The sequence below is a fragment of the Bradyrhizobium sp. CIAT3101 genome, from assembly GCF_029714945.1.
Taxonomy (GTDB): domain Bacteria; phylum Pseudomonadota; class Alphaproteobacteria; order Rhizobiales; family Xanthobacteraceae; genus Bradyrhizobium.
Genome location: NZ_CP121634.1, coordinates 3846424 through 3864710, shown reverse-complemented (window position 1 = coordinate 3864710; position 18287 = coordinate 3846424). Strand labels below are relative to the sequence as shown.

Sequence of the window (18287 nt, the reverse complement as noted above, 5' to 3'; positions counted from 1 at the left end):
AACAGTCAGCAGATAACCCGGATTTCGCTACGCTCCATCCGGGCCACGCTTCTTCTCACAACGGCAAATTGTCGTGCTTCTTCGCAGGCATCTCGACCTTCTTGTCCTTCAGCATCGCCAGCGCCCTTGCGATGCGCTTGCGGGTCGAGTGGGGCATGATGACGTCGTCGATGTAGCCGCGCTCGGCTGCGATGAAGGGCGACAGGAAGCGGTCTTCGTATTCCTTGGTGCGGGCGGCGATCTTGTCGGGGTCGCCGATATCGCTGCGGAAGATGATCTCGACCGCGCCCTTGGCGCCCATCACCGCGATCTGGGCGGTCGGCCAGGCGTAGTTCATGTCGGCGCCGATTTCCTTGGACGCCATGACGTCGAAGGCGCCGCCATAGGCCTTGCGGGTGATGATGGTGACGAGCGGCACGGTGCACTGCGAATAGGCGAACAGCAGTTTTGCGCCGTGCTTGATCAGGCCGCCGTATTCCTGCGCGGTTCCGGGCAGGAAGCCCGGCACGTCGACGAAGGTGACGATCGGGATGTTGAAGGCGTCGCAGAAGCGGACGAAGCGCGCGGCCTTGCGCGAGGCGTCGGAGTCGAGCACGCCGGCCAGCACCATCGGCTGGTTGGCGACGAAGCCGACGGTGCGGCCCGCGATGCGGCCGAAGCCGGTGACGATGTTCTTGGCGAACATATCGGCGATCTCGAAGAAATCGCCCTCGTCCACGACCTTCAGGATCAGCTCCTTCATGTCGTAGGGCTTGTTCGGATTGTCCGGGATCAGCGTATCGAGCGACATGTCGATCCGGCCGATGTCGTCGAAACTCGGCCATTCCGGCACGCCGTCGCTGTTGTTGGACGGCAGGAAGTCGATCAGGCGACGCATCTGCAACAGCGTCTCGACGTCGTTCTCGAAGGCGCCGTCCGCGATCGAGGAGCGCGTGGCGTGCACCGAGGCGCCGCCGAGCTCTTCGGCGGTGACGACCTCGTTGGTCACCGTCTTCACGACGTCCGGGCCGGTGACGAACATGTAGCTGGTGTTCTTCACCATGAAGATGAAGTCGGTCATCGCCGGCGAATAGACGTCGCCGCCGGCGCAGGGGCCCATGATGACGGAGATCTGCGGGATCACGCCCGAGGCGAGCACGTTGCGGCGGAACACATAGGAATAGCCGGCGAGCGCGGCGACGCCTTCCTGGATGCGGGCGCCGCCCGCGTCATAGAGGCCGATGATGGGCGCCCGCGCCTTCATCGCCATGTCCTGCAACTTGGTGATCTTCAGCGCGTGGGTCTCGGACAGCGAGCCGCCGAACACGGTGAAGTCTTTCGCGAAGACGAACGTCTTGCGGCCGTTGACGGTGCCCCAACCGGTGACGACGCCGTCGCCGGGCACCTTGTTCTTCTCCATGCCGAACTCGGTGGAGCGGTGCTCGACGAACATGTCGAACTCCTCGAACGATCCCTTGTCGAGCAGGAGCTCGATGCGCTCGCGGGCGGTCAGCTTGCCGCGGGCGTGCTGCGCCTCGATGCGCTTCTCGCCGCCGCCGAGCTTTGCGCCGGCACGACGGTCTTCAAGGGCGTCCAGGATATTCTTCATTTGCTCCCGCCAGTTCTTAGCCTAAATGCGATTGCCGGGGGTTCTAACACGGCATTTTGCAGACCGGGAAGCGGCTTTCGGCGCCGCAGGGCTGCCTTGCCGCAGCGTGAAAGCGCAAGGAATTACAAAGTTTTGCCTGGGAGGCGACCATGGACGAGAGAGCGGCCGAGACCGGGGCTGCAACCGGCGGCGTCAACATCATGCTGCGGCTGGAGGGCCTGACCCTGTTCGCAGGCATGGTGATGCTCTACGCGACCTGGGGCGGCTCCTGGTGGGTGTTCGCCCTGCTCTTCTTCGTCCCCGACCTGAGCTTCCTGGCCTATCTGTCGGACGCCAAATTCGGCGCGCTGGTCTACAACGCCGCCCACAGCTACATGGCGCCGGTGGCGCTGTTGACGTTCGGTTTCGGCCTCGCCTCGCCGCTCACCCTGTCCATCGCCCTGATCTGGCTTGCCCATATCGGCATCGACCGGGCGCTGGGCTACGGCCTGAAATATTCCGCAGGGTTCGGCTTCACCCATCTGGGGCGGATCGGCCGGCAGAAAAACGCCTGACCTGCGCGGCACCCGCGGCGGGATGAGCGCGATTTGCCCGTGCTGATCGGTTGACCCGGCGCGGCGATTCAGGCTTGCTCGGGCTTACGATCAGGCGCCGAATGTTGCGTGAGCTCAGTCGGTACGGCGGCGGTCATCACGTCCGGCTGCAAGCATCATCTCATGTCCGCCAAGGTCGTTCCCCTGCCTCCGAACAGTGCGTCCGAGACCACCGACTTCCTGCGGCGGATGGCCAGCATGGTGTCGGGGCGGAACGGCGAGATGCTGCTGCGCGCGGCAAGCCTGATCGAGTCGCTGGCGCAGCGGGCGATGTCGGCCGAGCGGCTCTATCATCAGCAGCAGGAAGAGAACAAGCGCCTGGTGGAGCTGCGCGAGGCCACCGAGCTCGCCTCCGACGCCATGGTCAGCCAGATCGCGGCGCTGCGGGCACAACTCGCCGAGGTCACGGCAGCTGCGGCCGCCGAACGCACCGCATTCGACAGCGAGCGCGGCAAGCTGCTCGACCTGATGCAGCATGCGGAAAGCCACATCGGCAAGCTCACCACCGAGCTCGGCACGCTGCGCGCCTCCGTCGACGCCTTCAACGAGACCGTGATCTCGGTGCCGATCGAGGTGCTGCGGCTGGCGCGCACCCAGTTCGATTATCTCTCCAGCGGTTTCGCGCTGAAGGGCGACGTGATCTCGCAGGCGATGAGCGAGATCGGCGGCTTCGCCATCGACCAGGCGCTGACCGCAAAGAAGCCCGCCGACAAGGCGTGACGCGCCCGCGCGAAAATTGACAGCGCGCATTCCGGTTGATCTACTTCCTAAAAATCATAAGGGAGGATCCGATGCCGACGGCATTCCGCGTCGTTGCCACGCTCGTCGCGCTCTGCGTTTCAACCGCGCTTGCCGGTGCTCAATCGCTTCCCAAGGATGCCCCGGCGCGGACCGAGATCTTCCCGATCCCGTCGCTCACCCTTTCCGACCAGCAATTCCTCAGCGGCGACGCCGCGGCCGGCAAGCCCGTCACGGTGGCCGGCGAATTCCGCGTCGCGCAAGGGTCGGGCAAGATGCCGGTCGTGGTGCTGATGCACGGCTCGAGCGGCGTCGGCGCCACCACGGAAGCCTGGGTGCACGAATTCAACGCCATGGGCATCTCGACCTTCGTGATCGACGGCTTTACTGGCCGCGGGCTGACGGTGACCGGGCCGAACCAGGCCCTGCTCGGCCGGCTCAATTTGATCATCGACATCTACCACTCGCTGGAGATTCTGGCGAAGCATCCCCGCGTCGATCCTGACCGCATCGTGCTGATGGGATTTTCGCGCGGCGGCCAGGCGACGCTCTATGCCAGCCTCGATCGCTTCAACAAGCTCTGGAACAAATCCGGCGTGCAGTTCGCCGCCTACATTCCGTTCTATCCGGATTGCTCGACGACGTATCAGACCGACACCGAGGTCGAGGCGCGCCCGATCCGCATCTTCCACGGCACGCCGGATGACTACAATCCCGTGAAGAGCTGCAAGGCCTTCGTCGAACGGCTCAAGGCCGCCGGGCGCGACGTGGTGCTGACCGAATACCCCGACAGCGCCCATGGTTTTGACAGCGGCCTGCTCGGCGTCAATACGGTCGCGGTGTCCGCCAACGCGCAGACCGTGCGCAATTGCCATATCAAGGAAGGTGACGGCGGCGTGCTGATGAACGGCGATACGAATGCGCCCTTCACCTACAAGGACCCTTGCGTCGAGCTCAACCCGCATGTCGGCGGCAATCCGACGACGGCGGCGGAGTCGCGGAAAGCGGTGGTGGAGTTCTTGCAGGCGCTGTTCAAGCTGGGATGAGAGCCCGCCAAGCGGGCGGTGCCGTAGGGTGGGCAAAGGCGCGCAGCGCCGTGCCCACGATCTCTCTCCGTCATCCGCAATTCGTGGGCACGCTTCGCTTTGCCCACCCTACGAGATCTCGCTACGGGATCTCGCATGGGGCCCTACGGCTCACCCGGCCTGAACGGCTCCTGCTTGTCCGGCGGCACCGTTTCCTCGGCCATCGCGAGCAGCATCGCCACCATCACGTAATTGCCGGTGAGCGACGTAAGGTCGACGATCTGCTGGTCGTTGAGGATTTTCTTGGCGCGCGCATAGGTCTCGTCGGAGACCTTCTTCGTGGTGGTGAGCTCGGTGACGAAGTCGTAGACCATGGCCTCGTCCTCGGCCATGTTGGACGGCCGCTTGTTGGCCTTGAGTTCGGCGATGATGTCCGTCGACAGGCCGGCCTTCGCCGCCAGCGGCGCATGCGCGAACCATTCCACCTGCGAGCGCCATTGCCGGCCGATGATGATGATCGCGAACTCGTTGAGCTTGGTCGGGACCGAGGTTTCCCAACGCAGATAATGCCAGAGGTCGAACAGACGCTGGCCGAGCACCGGGCTGCGGATCAGGGGATTATAGGGTCCGCCGATGCCGACGCTCGACACCTTCATGATCTGCTCGCCGAGCGGCTTCTGCGTGGCGTCGAGCTGGTCCATGGTGAGCTGCGGAAAGCGCGGCTCCTTGCTGGTGGCGGGTGCTGCAAACATCGTCGCGGCGAACCAGCCGCCGGCCGCGGCCAGCGTGAGCGACGACAGCCAGAGCGGCGTTGATGTCATGAGTGTCCTCCCGACCTTTTCTTGTGCTTGGTCGGAGGATGCTAGTCGAGCCGAACCTTGCGCGCCAGCTTGATGCGCTACCGCGCCCGGCCCGACAGCCGCAGCACGAAGACGAGGACCTCGGCCACGGCCTTGTAGAGATCAGGCGGAATCTCCTCGCCGAGCTCGACCTTGGAGAGCGCGCCGGCCAGAATCTCGTTCTCCTCGATCGGGATGTCGTTGGCCTTGGCGATCTCGACGATCTTTTCGCCGATCGTACCCTTGCCCTTGGCGACGACGACGGGCGCGTTGGTGCCCTTCTCGTAATGCAGCGCAATGGCAAGCTTTGATGGATCGCTCATGTGGCGCGATCCAGGAAATGACCGGCGCGGGCCGGCGGTGCTTGCGGCGGCGTGCCGTCGCGCACGATGATGTCACCGGGCTTGAGCTCGGCCCTCGTCAGCGCCTGATTGAGCTCACCGATCCCGGCGCGGAGCTGCTGCGCGGTCGCCGGCCGCTCGGCCCACATCCGCACAAAGGTCTTGTCGCCGTTGAGCGTGATCAGCGCGTGCACAGGCCCGCTCGGCTCGACATTGAGCGTGAAGCGCGCGCGCCAGGCGCGCTTGGCGGGATCGGCTTGCTCGTTGCCGCCGTCGCGCGAGATCTCGAACTGCGCCATCGCGGTGCCCTGCTGGGTCGCGAACGGAATCTCAAAATTCCACTGCGGCACGCTCGGATCGATCCGATGGCCGCTGGCATCGGATCGATCGGGCAGCGAGGCGACCTGCAATAGCGTCTGCCGCGCAATCGCGGCATCGGTATCGTCGAGCAGGCGATGCACGGTCGCGGCGAGCGGCGTGTCCGGCGTCAGCGATGGCGAGGCGATCGCCTGCGGCGACGGCAATGCGCCACGAAACGGCGGTGGCGCGGTCGTACGCGCGGCCGCTTCGAAGGCGTGGCCGTCAGGCACGGCCTTGGTGGCGCCCGGAACATTCCCGATCAGGCGCGGCAGGTTTTGCGTGACCTCTTGCAGCAGGGTCGCGGCCAGACTTGGAGAAATCGTCCGCGGCAGCGCCGCCTGCGGCGTTTCGCCGGCTATATCCGCGAGCACGGCGGCCACGACATTGGCGTTGCGCTGCATTTGCGGCGGTGGGGCCATCTCTGCGTCAGGCACCGCCGCCTGCACTGCGTTGCCGGCAGCTTGAGCCGGCGAGCTTGCGGCCTGCGGCGTGGCGACGGCGCTCGTCGCAACCGCAACGGCCGGCGTCGGTGGGGCGGCAGTTTCAAGCGTGCTTGATGTTGCTGCCAGGGTCTGACGCAGGACCAGTAGCGCGGCCTTCAAATCCGGCACCACGCCCGACGGTGGCGTCGTGCCTGCGGCAAGCGAGGCCTCGAGAAACAAGCCGGACTTCTGGAAGGCGGATTCGATGTCGCCGCCGTCCAGAGCCGTGTTGAGCGGTGTCTGTTGCGCCAGCACGTCCAGCACGGCCTGCTTCAAGCCGGCCGGCAAATCGCTGCCGGTCACGACGGACGCCAGGTTGGCGAACAGCGGCGCCTGGCTGCCTTGCTTGGTCACCGCCTCGGCTGAAGCCACGGTGACGGCGATCTGCTCCGTCGGCGTCAGCGGATTACGCGCCGTGGCCGCAGTTGGCGCAAGCGACGGGCTGTCGACCAGCGACGCGGCGGTCGGCGTCAGCGTGACCTGATCCGCGCTCGCCCCGCCTGCCCCGTTGACGACGGCCAGCCGGATGGTGCCGTCGTTCTGCGATACCGCGAGTTGGAGGTTTTGCCCTGGCGTCAACGACACCTCGGACATGACGTCCATCGAGAGGTTGGCGATTGCGATCCGCACTAGGTTGTCGGCGAGCACGCTCACGACCCTGGCGTCGACCACGCTGCCGGCCTGGAGCACAAGATCGGGCGTCGCCGCATCAGCCACGGGGCTGGCGGCACTGACGGGTATGATCGAGCTTATCGGCGTCGGCATCTTGGGCAGCCCGGGGAGCGCTACTCCCACCCTAGGGTCCCGTCGTAAACCTCTCGTTAAGGACCTTCGGCCCCGGGCGGATTAACCGCCGCCAGGACCGCCACGGCAGCGTCGAAATCCCGCAACCGGGTCACCCGGCGGGCAGCCGCCTCCTCGTCCACGCCCCATTGGTCGATGTTCCAGTCCTCGTCGACATGGGCGGCGGCCCAGACCTGGCCGGCGTCACGGACGCCATGGGCCAGCGCCAGCGCCAGCAGCGCCGAGCCGGTCAGGGTCGTGACGATATGGAGGGCGGCGACTGACCAGGGATCCCCCGGCAGCGCAGCGCGGGCGGCCCGGAGCGCCTCGTCCGGCTGCTTCACATGCATGATGCCCTCGGACAGGATGAAATGCGCCCCCAGCGCCTCCGCGGCCCAGAACAGCACCGGGTCCCAATGCGCGGCCTCGCGGGCGACCAGCCCTTCGGGATGGCCGGCGCGATAGAACAGCAGGTCGGTCTCGAAGTATTTTGCGAGGTCATCCGTGACGAGTCCGACGCGGTCGACCACCCCCTCGACCACGCTGTTGGCGATCCGCGTCAGCGGCATGGTCACGGGATCGATCGCCTCGCCCTGCGCCGCCCATTCCGCGGCCACGGCATCGGCGAGCGCCCGCACGGGGATAACCACCTGACGGGCGGAGGGCGTGCGGATCGGCTTGCCGTCGAGCGTGATGGCAAAGCCGCCCTCGGCCTCGGTCACGCCGGCCTCCTTGTAGAAGCGCTTGCGCAGCGGCGTCCGTGCCGACGCACGCGCCGATTCCCGCGGATCCGGCGGGGGTTGGCCTGCTGCTTCTTCGAACAATTCGCGCATGTGAGTTTTCGGTCTCCGCCGCTAAATGCAGGCTTTTAGAGTAAGATCGGCTTTTAAGGTAGGATCGGCGGCCGATAAAGCGAGCGGGCATGAGGGAACTTGCGGGCATTGCGGCCCTGTTCGCCGGGCTTTGGCTGGCCGCGGCCGAGGCCGGCTTTCGCACCCCGGAATCGCTGGTCCGCAACATCTACGCCTATTATGGCGAGGGCGCGCCGGAGCTGTCCAAGGGCCTGCCGCGGGACGAGGCAACCTCCCGGCAGTTCTTCGACCCCTCCTTGCGCAAGGCGTGGTCCGCCCCACGCACCGAGCCCTACGATTTCCTGGTGCAGAGCCAAAGCTGGAAGCTCGGCCCGGTCGTAATCGCAATCATCCGCAGGCAATACGACAAGACCTATGTCGCGGCGAACTTCGACAATCACGGCCGGCCGGTGACGTTGAACTTCATCCTGGTCAACGGGCCCGAGGGCTGGCTGATCACGGATGTCGAGAGCCCGCACGACAGTTTGCGGATGTTTCTGGAGCAGTTTCGGAATTAGGCTGGCACTGCGCCCTCAACCACCGCTGTCATGCCCCGGCTTGACCGGGGCATCCAGTACGCCGCGGCATCTCGGTTCGATCACGGCTGTCTCTGGAATACTGGGTCGCCCGGTCAAGCCGGGCGACGACAGTGGAGTGCCTACTCCTCCGGCGCGTTCTCGATCGGGTCGAACCGGCTCGCGTCCAGCCCGAGCAGATTCCACGACTGCTGCATGTGCGGCGGCAGCGGCGCGGTGGCATCGATCACGCCACCGCGCGGATGCGGGATGACGATGCGGCGCGCCAGCAGATGCAGGCGGTTTTGCAGGCCGCCCGGCAACTGCCAGTTCTCGATGTTGAAATATTTGGGATCGCCGACGATGGGATGGCCGATATGCTCCATATGGGCGCGCAGCTGATGGGTGCGCCCCGTCACCGGCTTCAGCGACACCCAGGTCAGCTTGTTGCCGGCGGTCTCGACCACCGCGTAATACGTCACCGCGTGGCTGGCGCCCTCGTCGCCATGCTGCGCGATGCGCATGATGGTGTCGTCCTCGCTCTCCTCCTTGGCGAGGAAGGTCGAGATGCGACCCTGCTTCGGCTTCGGCAGGCCCGGCACCAGCGCCCAATAGGTTTTCCGTGCCGAGCGGGAGCGGAAGGCGCCGGTCAGATGCGAGGCGGCAAATCGCGTCTTGGCGATCAGGAGACAGCCCGATGTCTCCCGGTCGATACGATGCACGAGGCGCGGCTTCTGGCCCTTGGAATCGCGCATCACCTCCAGCATCTGGTCGACGTGGCGCGTCATGCCCGAGCCGCCCTGCACGGCGAGGCCAGCCGGCTTGTTCAGCACGAGGACGTCGTCATCCTCGTAGATCGTCATTTCCTTCAGCGTGGCGAGCGTCTTTTGCGCGCCTTCCGACAGCTCGCCGACAGCCTTCGGCGTGTCGAGCTTCAGCGGCGGGATGCGGACGCTCTGCCCCTCCTCCAGCCGGTCCTTGCTGTCGACGCGTTTGCCGTCGACGCGCAGCTCGCCTTTGCGGACGACGCGCTGGATGTGGGAGAACGACAGGCCGGGAAAGCGCGCTTCGAGGAAACGATCGACGCGCATGTTGTTCTCGTCGGCCGTGACCTTGACGGTCTGCACCTTGGTCGGCAGCAGCGCCTCGACCGGTTTTGCCGGCGCGGCCTTCTCCAGCTCCGCTCTGGGCGGACGCCGTTCAGCGCGCTCGGCCGCAAAGCGCGGCGGCTTACTACCGGGCTTGCCGCCCGGACGCGGCCCGGCTTTCTTCGCGGTCCGTGCCTTGAACGGACGCGATTCCTTGCGCTCATCGCGCGAACGGGGCTCTTGATTGGTTCTTTTGATGCGGCGGCTCATGCTTGCCTGCCTACCCTAAAAGCCGGCTCCCGTCACGGCGAAATGGCCGATTCTAGCGCGAGCCGCCCCGCTCCTTGCGCAGCTTGGCCCAGTAATCCAGCCGCTTGCGGATCTCCCGCTCGAAACCGCGCTCCGGCGGGTCGTAGAAGGTCTGGCGGCCCAGCGCTTCCGGGAAATAGTCCTGGCCGGAGAAGGCGTCGGGCGCGTCGTGGTCGTATTCGTAGGCTGCGCCGTAGCCCTCCGACTTCATCAGCTTGGTCGGCGAGTTCAGGATATGCTTCGGCGGCAGCAGCGAGCCGGCCTGTTTGGCGACCTGCATCGCCGTGCCGAACGCCGTGTAGACCGCATTCGATTTCGGCGCGGTGGCGAGATAGACGACCGCTTGCGCGATCGCGAGCTCGCCTTCGGGATGGCCGAGGAAGTCGAAGGCATCTTTCGCCGCATTGGCGATCACGAGCGCCTGCGGATCGGCGAGCCCGATGTCCTCGACCGCCATGCGCACGACGCGGCGCGCGAGGAACAGCGGATCCTCACCGGCATCGAGCATGCGGGCAAGGTAATACAGCGCGGCATCGGGATCGGATCCGCGCACCGATTTATGCAGCGCCGAGATCAGATTGTAATGACCGTCGGCCGATTTGTCGTAGATCGGTGCGCGGCGTTGCAGGATGTCCTGCAACTGTGCGGCGTTGAAAATCTCATCCGCCCGCGCCGAACGCCAGACCTCTTCGGCGAGCGTCAACGACGCACGGCCGTCGCCATCGGCCATGCGCACCAGCACGGCGCGCGCCTCTTCATCGAGCGGGAGCTTGCGACCCTCGACCTCCTCGGCATGCGCGAACAGCTTTTCGATCGCGGCGGCATCGAGCGAGTGAAACACCAGCACGCGCGCGCGGGACAAAAGCGCCGCGTTGAGCTCGAAGGACGGGTTCTCGGTGGTGGCGCCGACCATGACGACGGTGCCGTCCTCCATCACCGGCAGAAACGAATCCTGCTGGGCGCGGTTGAAGCGATGCACCTCGTCGACGAACAGCAGCGTGCCCTTGCCCATCTCGCGGCGGGCACGCGCGGCGTCGAATGCTTTCTTCAGGTCAGCGACGCCGGAGAACACCGCGGAGATCTGCTCGAAATGCAGATCGGTCGCATCCGCCAACAGCCGCGCCACCGTGGTCTTGCCGGTGCCGGGCGGCCCCCAAAACACCAGCGAACCAAGCGTGCGCGTCTCCAGCATGCGCGTCAGCGCGCCGTCGGGGCCGAGGATGTGATCCTGGCCGACGACCTCCGACAGCGCACGCGGCCGTAAGCGGTCCGGCAGCGGATGCGGGGCCTCGTGATCGAGCCCCGCCGCGGCAAAGAGAGTTGGCGTCTCCTGTGGTCGCTTCGGACTCATCCGCCCAGCGTGACGTTGATCTGCTGACCGCCGCGCACCAGCGTGATGCGCCAGAGCCGCTGGCTTACGCCTGCCGCCTTCTCGAGGTCGCCGGTCTTGCCGATCTTCTGGTTGTTGACGGCCAGGATGATGTCGCCCTTCTGGAAGCCGACCTGAGCGGCCGGCGAGTCATCACCGAGCTCGGTGATGACGACACCTTCGGTATCGGCATCGAGATGCAGCTCGTCGGCCACCGCAGGCGTGATACTCGCGACCTTCGCGCCCTGGAACGGCGAGCGCGCGGTGACGACGAGCTCGTTGCGGCCGGTATCGGGCGCGGTCTCGAGCGCGATCGTCAGCTTGAGCGGCTTGCCGCTGCGCTGCACGTCGATCTGCGCACTGCCGCCGAGCGGACGGGTGGCGAAGCGGTAGTCGAACGCATTGGGATCGTCCACGGCCTGGCCGTCGATCCCGGTGATGAGGTCGGAGGATTTCAAGCCCGCCTTCGCGGCCGGCCCGTTGGCGACGACGCTCGCGACCAGCGCGCCAGACGGCGAGCGCAGGCCGAGGCTCTCGGCAATCTCGGGGGTCACCGCCTGCAGCTTTGCCCCCAACCACGGCCGCTTCACCGCCTTGCCGCCGCCCTTGGCGGAGGCGACGACGACGCGCACCATGTTGGCCGGGATCGCAAAGCCGATGCCTTGCGAGCCGCCGGAGCGCGAATAGATCGCGGTGTTGATGCCGGCGAGCCGGCCGTTCATGTCGACCAGCGCGCCGCCGGAATTGCCGGGATTGATCGCGGCGTCGGTCTGGATGAAGAACTGGTAATCGGTGATGCCGACCTGCGTGCGCGCCAGCGCCGAGATGATGCCGTGGGTCACGGTCTGGCCGACGCCGAAGGGGTTGCCGATCGCCATGACGACGTCGCCCACCATCAGCTCATCCGAATTGGTGAATTCGAGCGCCGGAAATTTCTCCTTGGTATCTTTCAGACGCAGCACCGCGAGATCGCTGCGGGAGTCCTTCAGCACGATTTCGGCCTCGAACTCACGCTTGTCCGACAGCGACACCTTCACCTGGTCGGCGCCCTCGATGACGTGGACGTTGGTGACGACGAGCCCGGAGGCATCGACGATGACGCCCGAACCGAGCGACCGCTGTACCTGCTCCTGCTGCTGGCCGCCGCCGAAGAAGCGGCGGAAGATCGGGTCATCCAGCAGCGGATTGCGGTTCTGCACCACCTTGGCGGCATAGACGTTGACGACGGCCGGCTGCACCCGCTGCACGATCGGTGCATAGGACAGCCGGAGCTCGGCCGGCGACGACGGGACGCGACGGTCCTGCGCCGCAGCCGGATTGAAGTGGGCCGAAAAGGCTATGCACAATGCCGTGACGATGGCGGTCCAGTTCGCTCGAAACATTCCTACCTCTTGGAAAAGACGCCGGAATATAGGCGTGTTCGCCCCCCAATAGAAGGGCGCCGGGCGGCAATATTCGGCCCCTTACCAGTGTGGCCGGGACGCAAGCTCCGCGTGCAAAATGACAATTTGGGAGGCGCCGCACATTGGCATGATGCACGTCATCTTGCATGCTGTCCAATGGCGGATTCGGCTGCGGCGAATTTGCATCAGGCGGAACCATTGCAGCCGTGGCGCGCCGTCGCGGGACAGTCATCGATCCTTCTTAGGCTCTCCCGTTACGACTTGGGGAAGTTGGTCTAACCGATGGAGTGGTGACGTGAGCAGGACAAGAATAGCAGCCGCAGCGATTGGTCTCGCCGGCGCGCTGGCGGCCTCGCAGGCCCAGGCACAATCAGCAAGCAACAGCGATCAGGAGATCGCGCTTCTGAAGCAGCAGCTGAAGATGCTGGAGCAGAAGCTCGACAAGCTCCAGAACCAGACCGCCGCGAATACGGCGGCCGCAGCAAAGACGAGGGCAGAGGCGAAGGCTGAAGCAAAGGCCGAGGCGCGCTCGGAGGCGAAGGCGGTCGTCGCCAACGCAAATGCAGCCATTCCGGTCAAGGGGCCAGTCGCACCGTCCGGCGTCGTGGTGACGATGCCGAACAACCGCCCGACCATCTGCACCGCAGACGAGCAGAACTGCGTGGCCATCACGAGCCGTGTGCACTGGGATGTCGGCGGCTACAACTACCGTCCCAACACGGCAGCGACGACGCCGCAACAGCTCGATAACGGCGAGAACCTCCGCCGTGCGCGCATCGGCGTCGTCGGCAAGTTCTTCGGCGACTGGAACTATGCCCTGATCTACGACTTCGGCGGCTCGGCCGACGGCTTCGGCGGCGCGGCGGCCGGCTCACTGCCAGGCGGAGGGACATCGGGCGTCGAAAATGCCTATCTGAGCTACACCGGTCTCAAGCCGTTCGGCGGCAAGATGGCGATCGAAGCCGGTATCATGGATATCGCCTGGACGATGGACGAATCCACCAGCTCGAACGACATCATGTTCATGGAACGTGCGTCGGCCGGCATCATCGCGCAAAACATCGCAGCCGGTGACTTCCGTTCCGCCGTCGGCACCCGCTGGTGGAATGACCAGCTCTGGATGGGCGCCTATGTCACCGGACCGACCACGGGCCAGATCCACTCTGCGTCGAGCGTCACTCCGCCCGGCTCCAGTGAGCAATATGGCGCGGTCGCGCGCATCGCCGGCAACCCGATCAGCGGCAACGGCTACTCGGTGCATATCGGCGCGGACGCGGAATGGCTGATCCAGCCGCCGCGCAATCTCGTGACGCAAGCGCAGACGCTCACGCTCAGTGACCGGCCGGAGCTTAGGATCGATCCGACCACGCTGATCTCGACCGGGGCGATCGCCAACGTCTCCGGGGCTCAGGTCTACGGCGTCGAGGCGGCTGCGACCTATGGCTCGTTCATCGCACAGGGCGAATATTACTGGTTCAACGTCGACCGCACCGCCAATACGGGCCTGCCGCCGTTCGGCGCGTCGAGCCTGAAATTCGACGGCGGCTACGCGCAGGTCGGCTACGTCCTGACCGGCGAGAGCCGTGCCTACAATGCTGCGAACGCCGCCTATGGCGGGATCAAACCGGCCAATCCCTTCTCACTGGCCGGCGGCGGCTGGGGTGCCTGGGAAATCGCCGGACGCGTGAGCACGATGAACCTGAACGATCAGCTCGCGACCGCAGCCGGCATCGCGGGTGGACGCCAGACCATCTACACCGCCGCGCTGAACTGGTACGTCAACAACAACGTCCGCTTCATGCTCGACTATCTGCATGGCGACATCTCCAAGCAGGCGAGCGCCGTCTCCGCGGTGAACACGGGCTCGACGTTCAACGCGATCGCAATGCGTACGCAGGTCGCATTCTGACCTGACGTGGCGTTCTGACGAAAAGCGCCGGGAGCGGCACAGGCTGCTCCCGGCGTAATAGTATCCAACCGGATACTATGTTCCCGAACTTGCAGTACTTGCCAAACAGGAGCCGGGGCGACAGTTAGAGCGGCAGGCGAATACGCCATCTGATGGAGACAAGCCATGAAGGCCGTCGGCTACAAGAAATCGCTTCCGATCGAGGATCAGGACTCGCTGATCGATTTCGAGACCACCAAACCCGAGCCCAAGGGGCGCGATATCCGCGTCGCGGTGAAGGCGATCTCGGCCAATCCGGTCGATTACAAGGTGCGCAAGCGCGCAGCCCCGCCCGCGGGCGAGACCAAGATCCTGGGTTATGACGCGGCCGGCGTGGTCGATGCGGTCGGGCCCGAGGTCACGCTGTTCAAGCCCGGCGACGAGGTGTTTTACGCGGGCTCGATCCTGCGCCAGGGTACCAATTCCGAATTCCACCTGGTCGACGAGCGCATCGTCGGCAACAAGCCGAAATCGCTCTCGTTCGCCCAAGCAGCCGCCCTTCCCCTCACCTCCATCACCGCCTGGGAGTTGCTGTTCGACCGGCTCGGCGCGGTTCCCGGCAAGAGCGTCGATCCGCGCACGCTTCTCATCACCGGCGGCGCCGGCGGCGTCGGCTCGATCCTGATCCAGCTCGCGCGCCGCCTCACCGGTCTCACCGTGGTCGCGACCGCGACGCGACCGGACTCACAGAAATGGTGTCTCGATCTCGGCGCGCATGCGGTGATCGACCACGGCAAGCCGATGAAGGAACAGATCGAAAAGCTCAAGCTGCCGCCGGTTGCGCTGGTGGCGAGCCTCACCTACACCGACCAGCATTACAAGAGCATCGCCGAGTTCATGGCGCCGCAGGGCCGGTTCGGCCTGATCGACGATCCGCCCGAGTTCACTATGGGCACGTTCAAGGGCAAGGCGATCTCGGTGCACTGGGAATCGATGTTCACGCGCTCCTCGTTCCAGACACCCGACATGATTGCGCAGCATCACCTGCTCAACGACGTCGCCGATCTCATCGACAAGGGCGTGCTGCGCACCACGCTCGACCAGACCTTCGGCACGATCAACGCAGCCAACCTCAAGCGCGCGCACGCGCTGCTTGAGAGCGGCAAGTCGCGCGGCAAGATCGTGCTGGAGGGGTGGTAGCGACGGTCTCGTAGGTCGAGTTCCCGTAGGGTGGGCAAAGCGAAGCGCGCCCACCCACTGCAACATTCGGTCAGAGATGGTGGGCACGGCGCAAGCGCGCCTTTGCCCACCCTACGATTTCTATTGTTGTCTCAATATCGCGGGCAACGCCGACAACAGCCGGTCGATCTGCTCATCCGTACCCACGGTGATCCGCAGATAATCCGAGATGCGCGCTGCGGAAAAATGGCGGACGATCACCGCCCGCTCCCGCAGCGCCGCCGCAAGCGCGGCACCCTGATGCGCGGGATGGCGCGCAAAGACGAAATTGGCCAGCGACGGTAGCACCTCGAAGCCGGCAGCCTTCAGTCCGCGGGTCAGCCGCTCTCTGCCCTCGATCACGCGGCCGCGGCTCTGCTGGAAATAGGCGTCGTCTTCCAGGGAGGCGATCGCGCCCGCCTGGGCAGGCCGGCCGAGCGGATAGGAATTGAAGCTGTCCTTCACACGGGTCAGCCCATCGATCAGATCGGGGTCGCCGATCGCATATCCGACCCGAAGCCCGGCCAGCGCGCGCGATTTGGACATGGTTTGCACGACCAGGAGATTCCGATGCGACGCCACCAACGGAATTGCGGTCTCGGCGCCGAAATCGACATAGGCCTCGTCGATGACCACAGGCACATCCGGATGCTGCTCCAGCAGTGTCGTGATCTCGGCGCGAGACAGCGCGATTCCCGTCGGCGCGTTCGGATTGGGGACGATGATCGCGCCGGCCGGCCTGCGATAATCGGCGATGCGGATCTGCATGGCCTGGTCGAGCGGCACGGCCTCGTAGGCGATGCCGAACAGGCCGCAATAGACGGGATAGAAACTGTAGGTGATATCGGGAAACAGCAGCGGCGCATCATGCTTCAGCAGCGCGACGAAGGCATGCGCCAGCACCTCGTCTGAGCCATTGCCGACGAACACCTGCTCGGGTCTCACGCCATGATACCCGGCCAGGGCGGCCCGCAGCGCGGTCGCCTGCGGGTCCGGATAAAGACGCAGTGTGTCGGCTGCCGCGTCGCGGATCGCCTCCAGCGCACGCGGAGACGGACCGAGCGGGTTCTCATTGGTGTTCAGCTTGACCAGATCCGCCATGCGCGGCTGTTCGCCCGGCACGTAGGGCTTCAAATCGTGCGTCAAGCTGCTCCAGAAACGGCTCATTTTTCTTCCCCCTCACGCGGACGCGTCGCCCGCTCGACGAAGCCTTTTGCGAGCGCGTGATAGATACCTTCCTCGCAGATCATTCGCGAGACGAAATGCGCGATCAGCGCGGCCGCCATCAACGGCACGACCATGCCGTGATTGTCGGTCATCTCGGTCACGATCACGAAGGCGGTGATCGGCGCCTGCACCACGCCGGCAAAATACGAGACCATGCCGAGCAGCATGATCGCACCGAGCGGCGCGTCGTGGAACAACGCCGCGATGTTGCAGCCGATGCCGGCCCCGATGGCCAGCGACGGCGCGAAGATGCCGCCCGGTATGCCGCTGATCGCAGCAAAGGTGGTGGCCAGAAGCTTGAGCACGCCAAAATCTCCCGGCAGTGGCGAGCCGTGCTCCAACGCCATCTTCACCTGTTCATAGCCGGTGCCGTAGATCGTATCGCCGGACACCAGGCCGCAGATCGCAACAGCAAGGCCGCAGGCGAATGCAAACCACAGCGGGTGGCCCTTGATCGCGCGGCCGAGCGGGTTCTTGAAGCCGCGCGCCATGGCGATAACGACGCGGCTGAACAGGCCGCCCGCGAGGCCACCGGCCACGCCACAGAGCGGAACGGCCAGCCAGTCGGCGCCGCGCGCCAGCGACATCGCGCTGCTGCCGAAATAGGCGTAATTGCCGGCCAGCGCGAGCGAGGTCAGGCCGGCCGCGATGACGGCCGCAATGATGAGGCTGGACGTGCGGGTCTCGAAGGCGCGGCTCATCTCCTCGATGCCGAAGACGATGCCGGCGAGCGGTGTGTTGAAGGCCGCGGCCACGCCTGCGGCGGCGCCGGCCAGGATCAAGCCGGGCTGACGGCGTGGCGAGACGCGGCCAAGCGCGAACATGATGGAGGCGCCGACCTGAACGGTCGGCCCTTCCCGCCCGACCGAGGCGCCGCAGAGGAGCCCGAACAGAGTGAGGATCATCTTGCCGATCGCGATCCGGATCGAGACCAGGCTTTCGCGCGCCGCCTGATCGGTCAGGTGCCGCGCGGCAATGGCCTGCGGGATGCCACTGCCCTGGGCATTCGGAAACAGGCGGATGGTCAGGTAGGCCGAGAGCATAAAGCCGAGCGGCGTCACCGCCAGCACGGCATAACGCGATTTGGCCAGGAGTAGCGTAAAGGCGTGTTGAGCGAGATCGGCAAGCTGCGCCAGCGCGACCGCCGCGGCGCCGATCCCGATCCCGCCAAGCAGAAAGATCGCCCGCCGCTGCCATCGCGCGGATGTCAGTCGGAACAGGCGTTTGTGGCGGGTCGAGAGGGGCCAGAGCATGGAGCCCCCGTTTTAGCCTGTCCGGACCCGAATTGAAGCGGCAAGTGGGCAGACCAGCTAGGTCGGAACCACGCCCTCAACAAACAGCAGCCGGCGCTCCAGCGCACCGGCGCGGATCTTCAACGCCTCGGCATATTCCGGCGAAGTGTACCATTCCTTCAGCCGCGCCATCGACGGAAATTCGACGATGACGATGGCCTTCGGCGGAAGGTTGCCCTCCGCCAGCTCCGCCTTGCCGCCGCGGACGAGGTAATGCCCGCCATACTGCGCAATCGTCTTTGCAGCGAGCGCGCGATAGGCTTCGAAGCCATCGGGATCGCGCATCTCGACCTCGGAGATCACATAAGCCGTCATGCGCGCAGGCTCTTCTTTTTGAGCATGATCCTGTCGGACAACCGCTTCACACTTTGCGCTAAC

General features: G+C 65.5%; 17 protein-coding genes. 6 read left to right on the top strand and 11 right to left on the bottom strand.

Annotated elements, in window-relative coordinates:
- Window positions 1–55: 55 nt before the first annotated feature.
- Complete coding sequence (locus tag QA645_RS18080) at window positions 56–1588, bottom strand: acyl-CoA carboxylase subunit beta (RefSeq protein WP_254132159.1); 1533 nt, start codon at window positions 1586–1588, stop codon at window positions 56–58.
- 149 nt (window positions 1589–1737) lie between these two features.
- Between QA645_RS18080 and QA645_RS18075 the strand changes: the two genes are divergently transcribed.
- From QA645_RS18075 to QA645_RS18065, 3 genes are all read left to right on the top strand, one after another.
- Window positions 1738–2142: a DUF4260 domain-containing protein gene (locus tag QA645_RS18075; protein WP_283051941.1), complete on the top strand. Its 405-nt coding sequence runs from the start codon at window positions 1738–1740 to the stop codon at window positions 2140–2142.
- A 162-nt stretch (window positions 2143–2304) separates the two neighbouring features.
- Entirely contained in the window at window positions 2305–2901 is a 597-nt protein-coding gene (locus QA645_RS18070) for a hypothetical protein (protein ID WP_283053245.1), read from the top strand.
- 71 nt (window positions 2902–2972) lie between these two features.
- The gene (locus QA645_RS18065; RefSeq protein WP_283051939.1) at window positions 2973–3965 is read left to right on the top strand and encodes a dienelactone hydrolase family protein; all 993 of its coding nucleotides are present in this window, start codon (window positions 2973–2975) and stop codon (window positions 3963–3965) included.
- Window positions 3966–4108: 143 nt separating this feature from the next.
- On the opposite strand, the gene QA645_RS18060 is transcribed toward QA645_RS18065, so the two are convergent.
- The 4 genes from QA645_RS18060 to QA645_RS18045 all read right to left on the bottom strand — a co-directional run bounded on the left by QA645_RS18060 (window position 4109) and on the right by QA645_RS18045 (window position 7582).
- On the bottom strand, window positions 4109–4765 hold the full coding sequence (locus QA645_RS18060; RefSeq protein WP_283051937.1) for a carboxymuconolactone decarboxylase family protein: 657 nt from the start codon (window positions 4763–4765) through the stop codon (window positions 4109–4111).
- A gap of 77 nt (window positions 4766–4842) precedes the next feature.
- Entirely contained in the window at window positions 4843–5106 is a 264-nt protein-coding gene (locus tag QA645_RS18055; protein ID WP_254132163.1) for an EscU/YscU/HrcU family type III secretion system export apparatus switch protein, read from the bottom strand.
- Window positions 5103–6731: a flagellar hook-length control protein FliK gene (locus tag QA645_RS18050; protein WP_283051935.1), complete on the bottom strand. Its 1629-nt coding sequence runs from the start codon at window positions 6729–6731 to the stop codon at window positions 5103–5105. Before QA645_RS18050 ends, QA645_RS18055 begins: the two co-directional genes overlap by 4 nt.
- Window positions 6732–6787: 56 nt before the next feature.
- Window positions 6788–7582, bottom strand: coding sequence for an ATP12 family protein (locus QA645_RS18045; RefSeq protein ID WP_283051933.1), 795 nt, complete (start codon window positions 7580–7582; stop codon window positions 6788–6790).
- A gap of 89 nt (window positions 7583–7671) precedes the next feature.
- Between QA645_RS18045 and QA645_RS18040 the strand changes: the two genes are divergently transcribed.
- On the top strand, window positions 7672–8118 hold the full coding sequence (locus QA645_RS18040; RefSeq protein WP_283051931.1) for a hypothetical protein: 447 nt from the start codon (window positions 7672–7674) through the stop codon (window positions 8116–8118).
- 140 nt (window positions 8119–8258) lie between these two features.
- Here QA645_RS18040 and QA645_RS18035 read toward each other — a convergent pair whose 3' ends face one another.
- The 3 genes from QA645_RS18035 to QA645_RS18025 are packed head-to-tail and all read right to left on the bottom strand — an operon-like array spanning window position 8259 to window position 12263.
- Entirely contained in the window at window positions 8259–9473 is a 1215-nt protein-coding gene (locus QA645_RS18035; protein ID WP_254132167.1) for an RluA family pseudouridine synthase, read from the bottom strand.
- 52 nt (window positions 9474–9525) lie between these two features.
- Entirely contained in the window at window positions 9526–10863 is a 1338-nt protein-coding gene (locus tag QA645_RS18030; protein ID WP_283051929.1) for a replication-associated recombination protein A, read from the bottom strand.
- A complete protein-coding gene (locus QA645_RS18025) occupies window positions 10860–12263 on the bottom strand; it encodes a DegQ family serine endoprotease (RefSeq protein WP_283051927.1) in 1404 nt (467 codons plus the stop codon). The genes QA645_RS18030 and QA645_RS18025 overlap by 4 nt, the downstream gene beginning before the upstream one ends.
- Before the next feature lie 316 nt (window positions 12264–12579).
- On the opposite strand from QA645_RS18025, the gene QA645_RS18020 reads away from it, so the two are divergent.
- Together QA645_RS18020 and QA645_RS18015 are read left to right on the top strand one after the other, a co-directional pair.
- The gene (locus QA645_RS18020; protein WP_283051925.1) at window positions 12580–14193 is read left to right on the top strand and encodes an OprO/OprP family phosphate-selective porin; all 1614 of its coding nucleotides are present in this window, start codon (window positions 12580–12582) and stop codon (window positions 14191–14193) included.
- A gap of 165 nt (window positions 14194–14358) precedes the next feature.
- Window positions 14359–15372, top strand: coding sequence for a zinc-binding alcohol dehydrogenase family protein (locus QA645_RS18015; RefSeq protein WP_283051924.1), 1014 nt, complete (start codon window positions 14359–14361; stop codon window positions 15370–15372).
- 120 nt (window positions 15373–15492) lie between these two features.
- Here QA645_RS18015 and hisC read toward each other — a convergent pair whose 3' ends face one another.
- Genes hisC through QA645_RS18000 form a run of 3 tightly spaced genes read right to left on the bottom strand, consistent with a single transcriptional unit; the run spans window position 15493 to window position 18224 of the window.
- Window positions 15493–16557 (bottom strand): histidinol-phosphate transaminase, encoded by a 1065-nt coding sequence (gene hisC, locus QA645_RS18010; RefSeq protein ID WP_283051921.1) that lies wholly within the window; start codon window positions 16555–16557, stop codon window positions 15493–15495.
- Window positions 16554–17870, bottom strand: a complete 1317-nt coding sequence (locus QA645_RS18005) for a chloride channel protein (RefSeq protein WP_283051919.1) — start codon at window positions 17868–17870, stop codon at window positions 16554–16556. Before QA645_RS18005 ends, hisC begins: the two co-directional genes overlap by 4 nt.
- 57 nt (window positions 17871–17927) lie before the next feature.
- Window positions 17928–18224, bottom strand: a complete 297-nt coding sequence (locus QA645_RS18000) for a DUF1330 domain-containing protein (RefSeq protein WP_283051916.1) — start codon at window positions 18222–18224, stop codon at window positions 17928–17930.
- Window positions 18225–18287 lie beyond the last annotated feature (63 nt).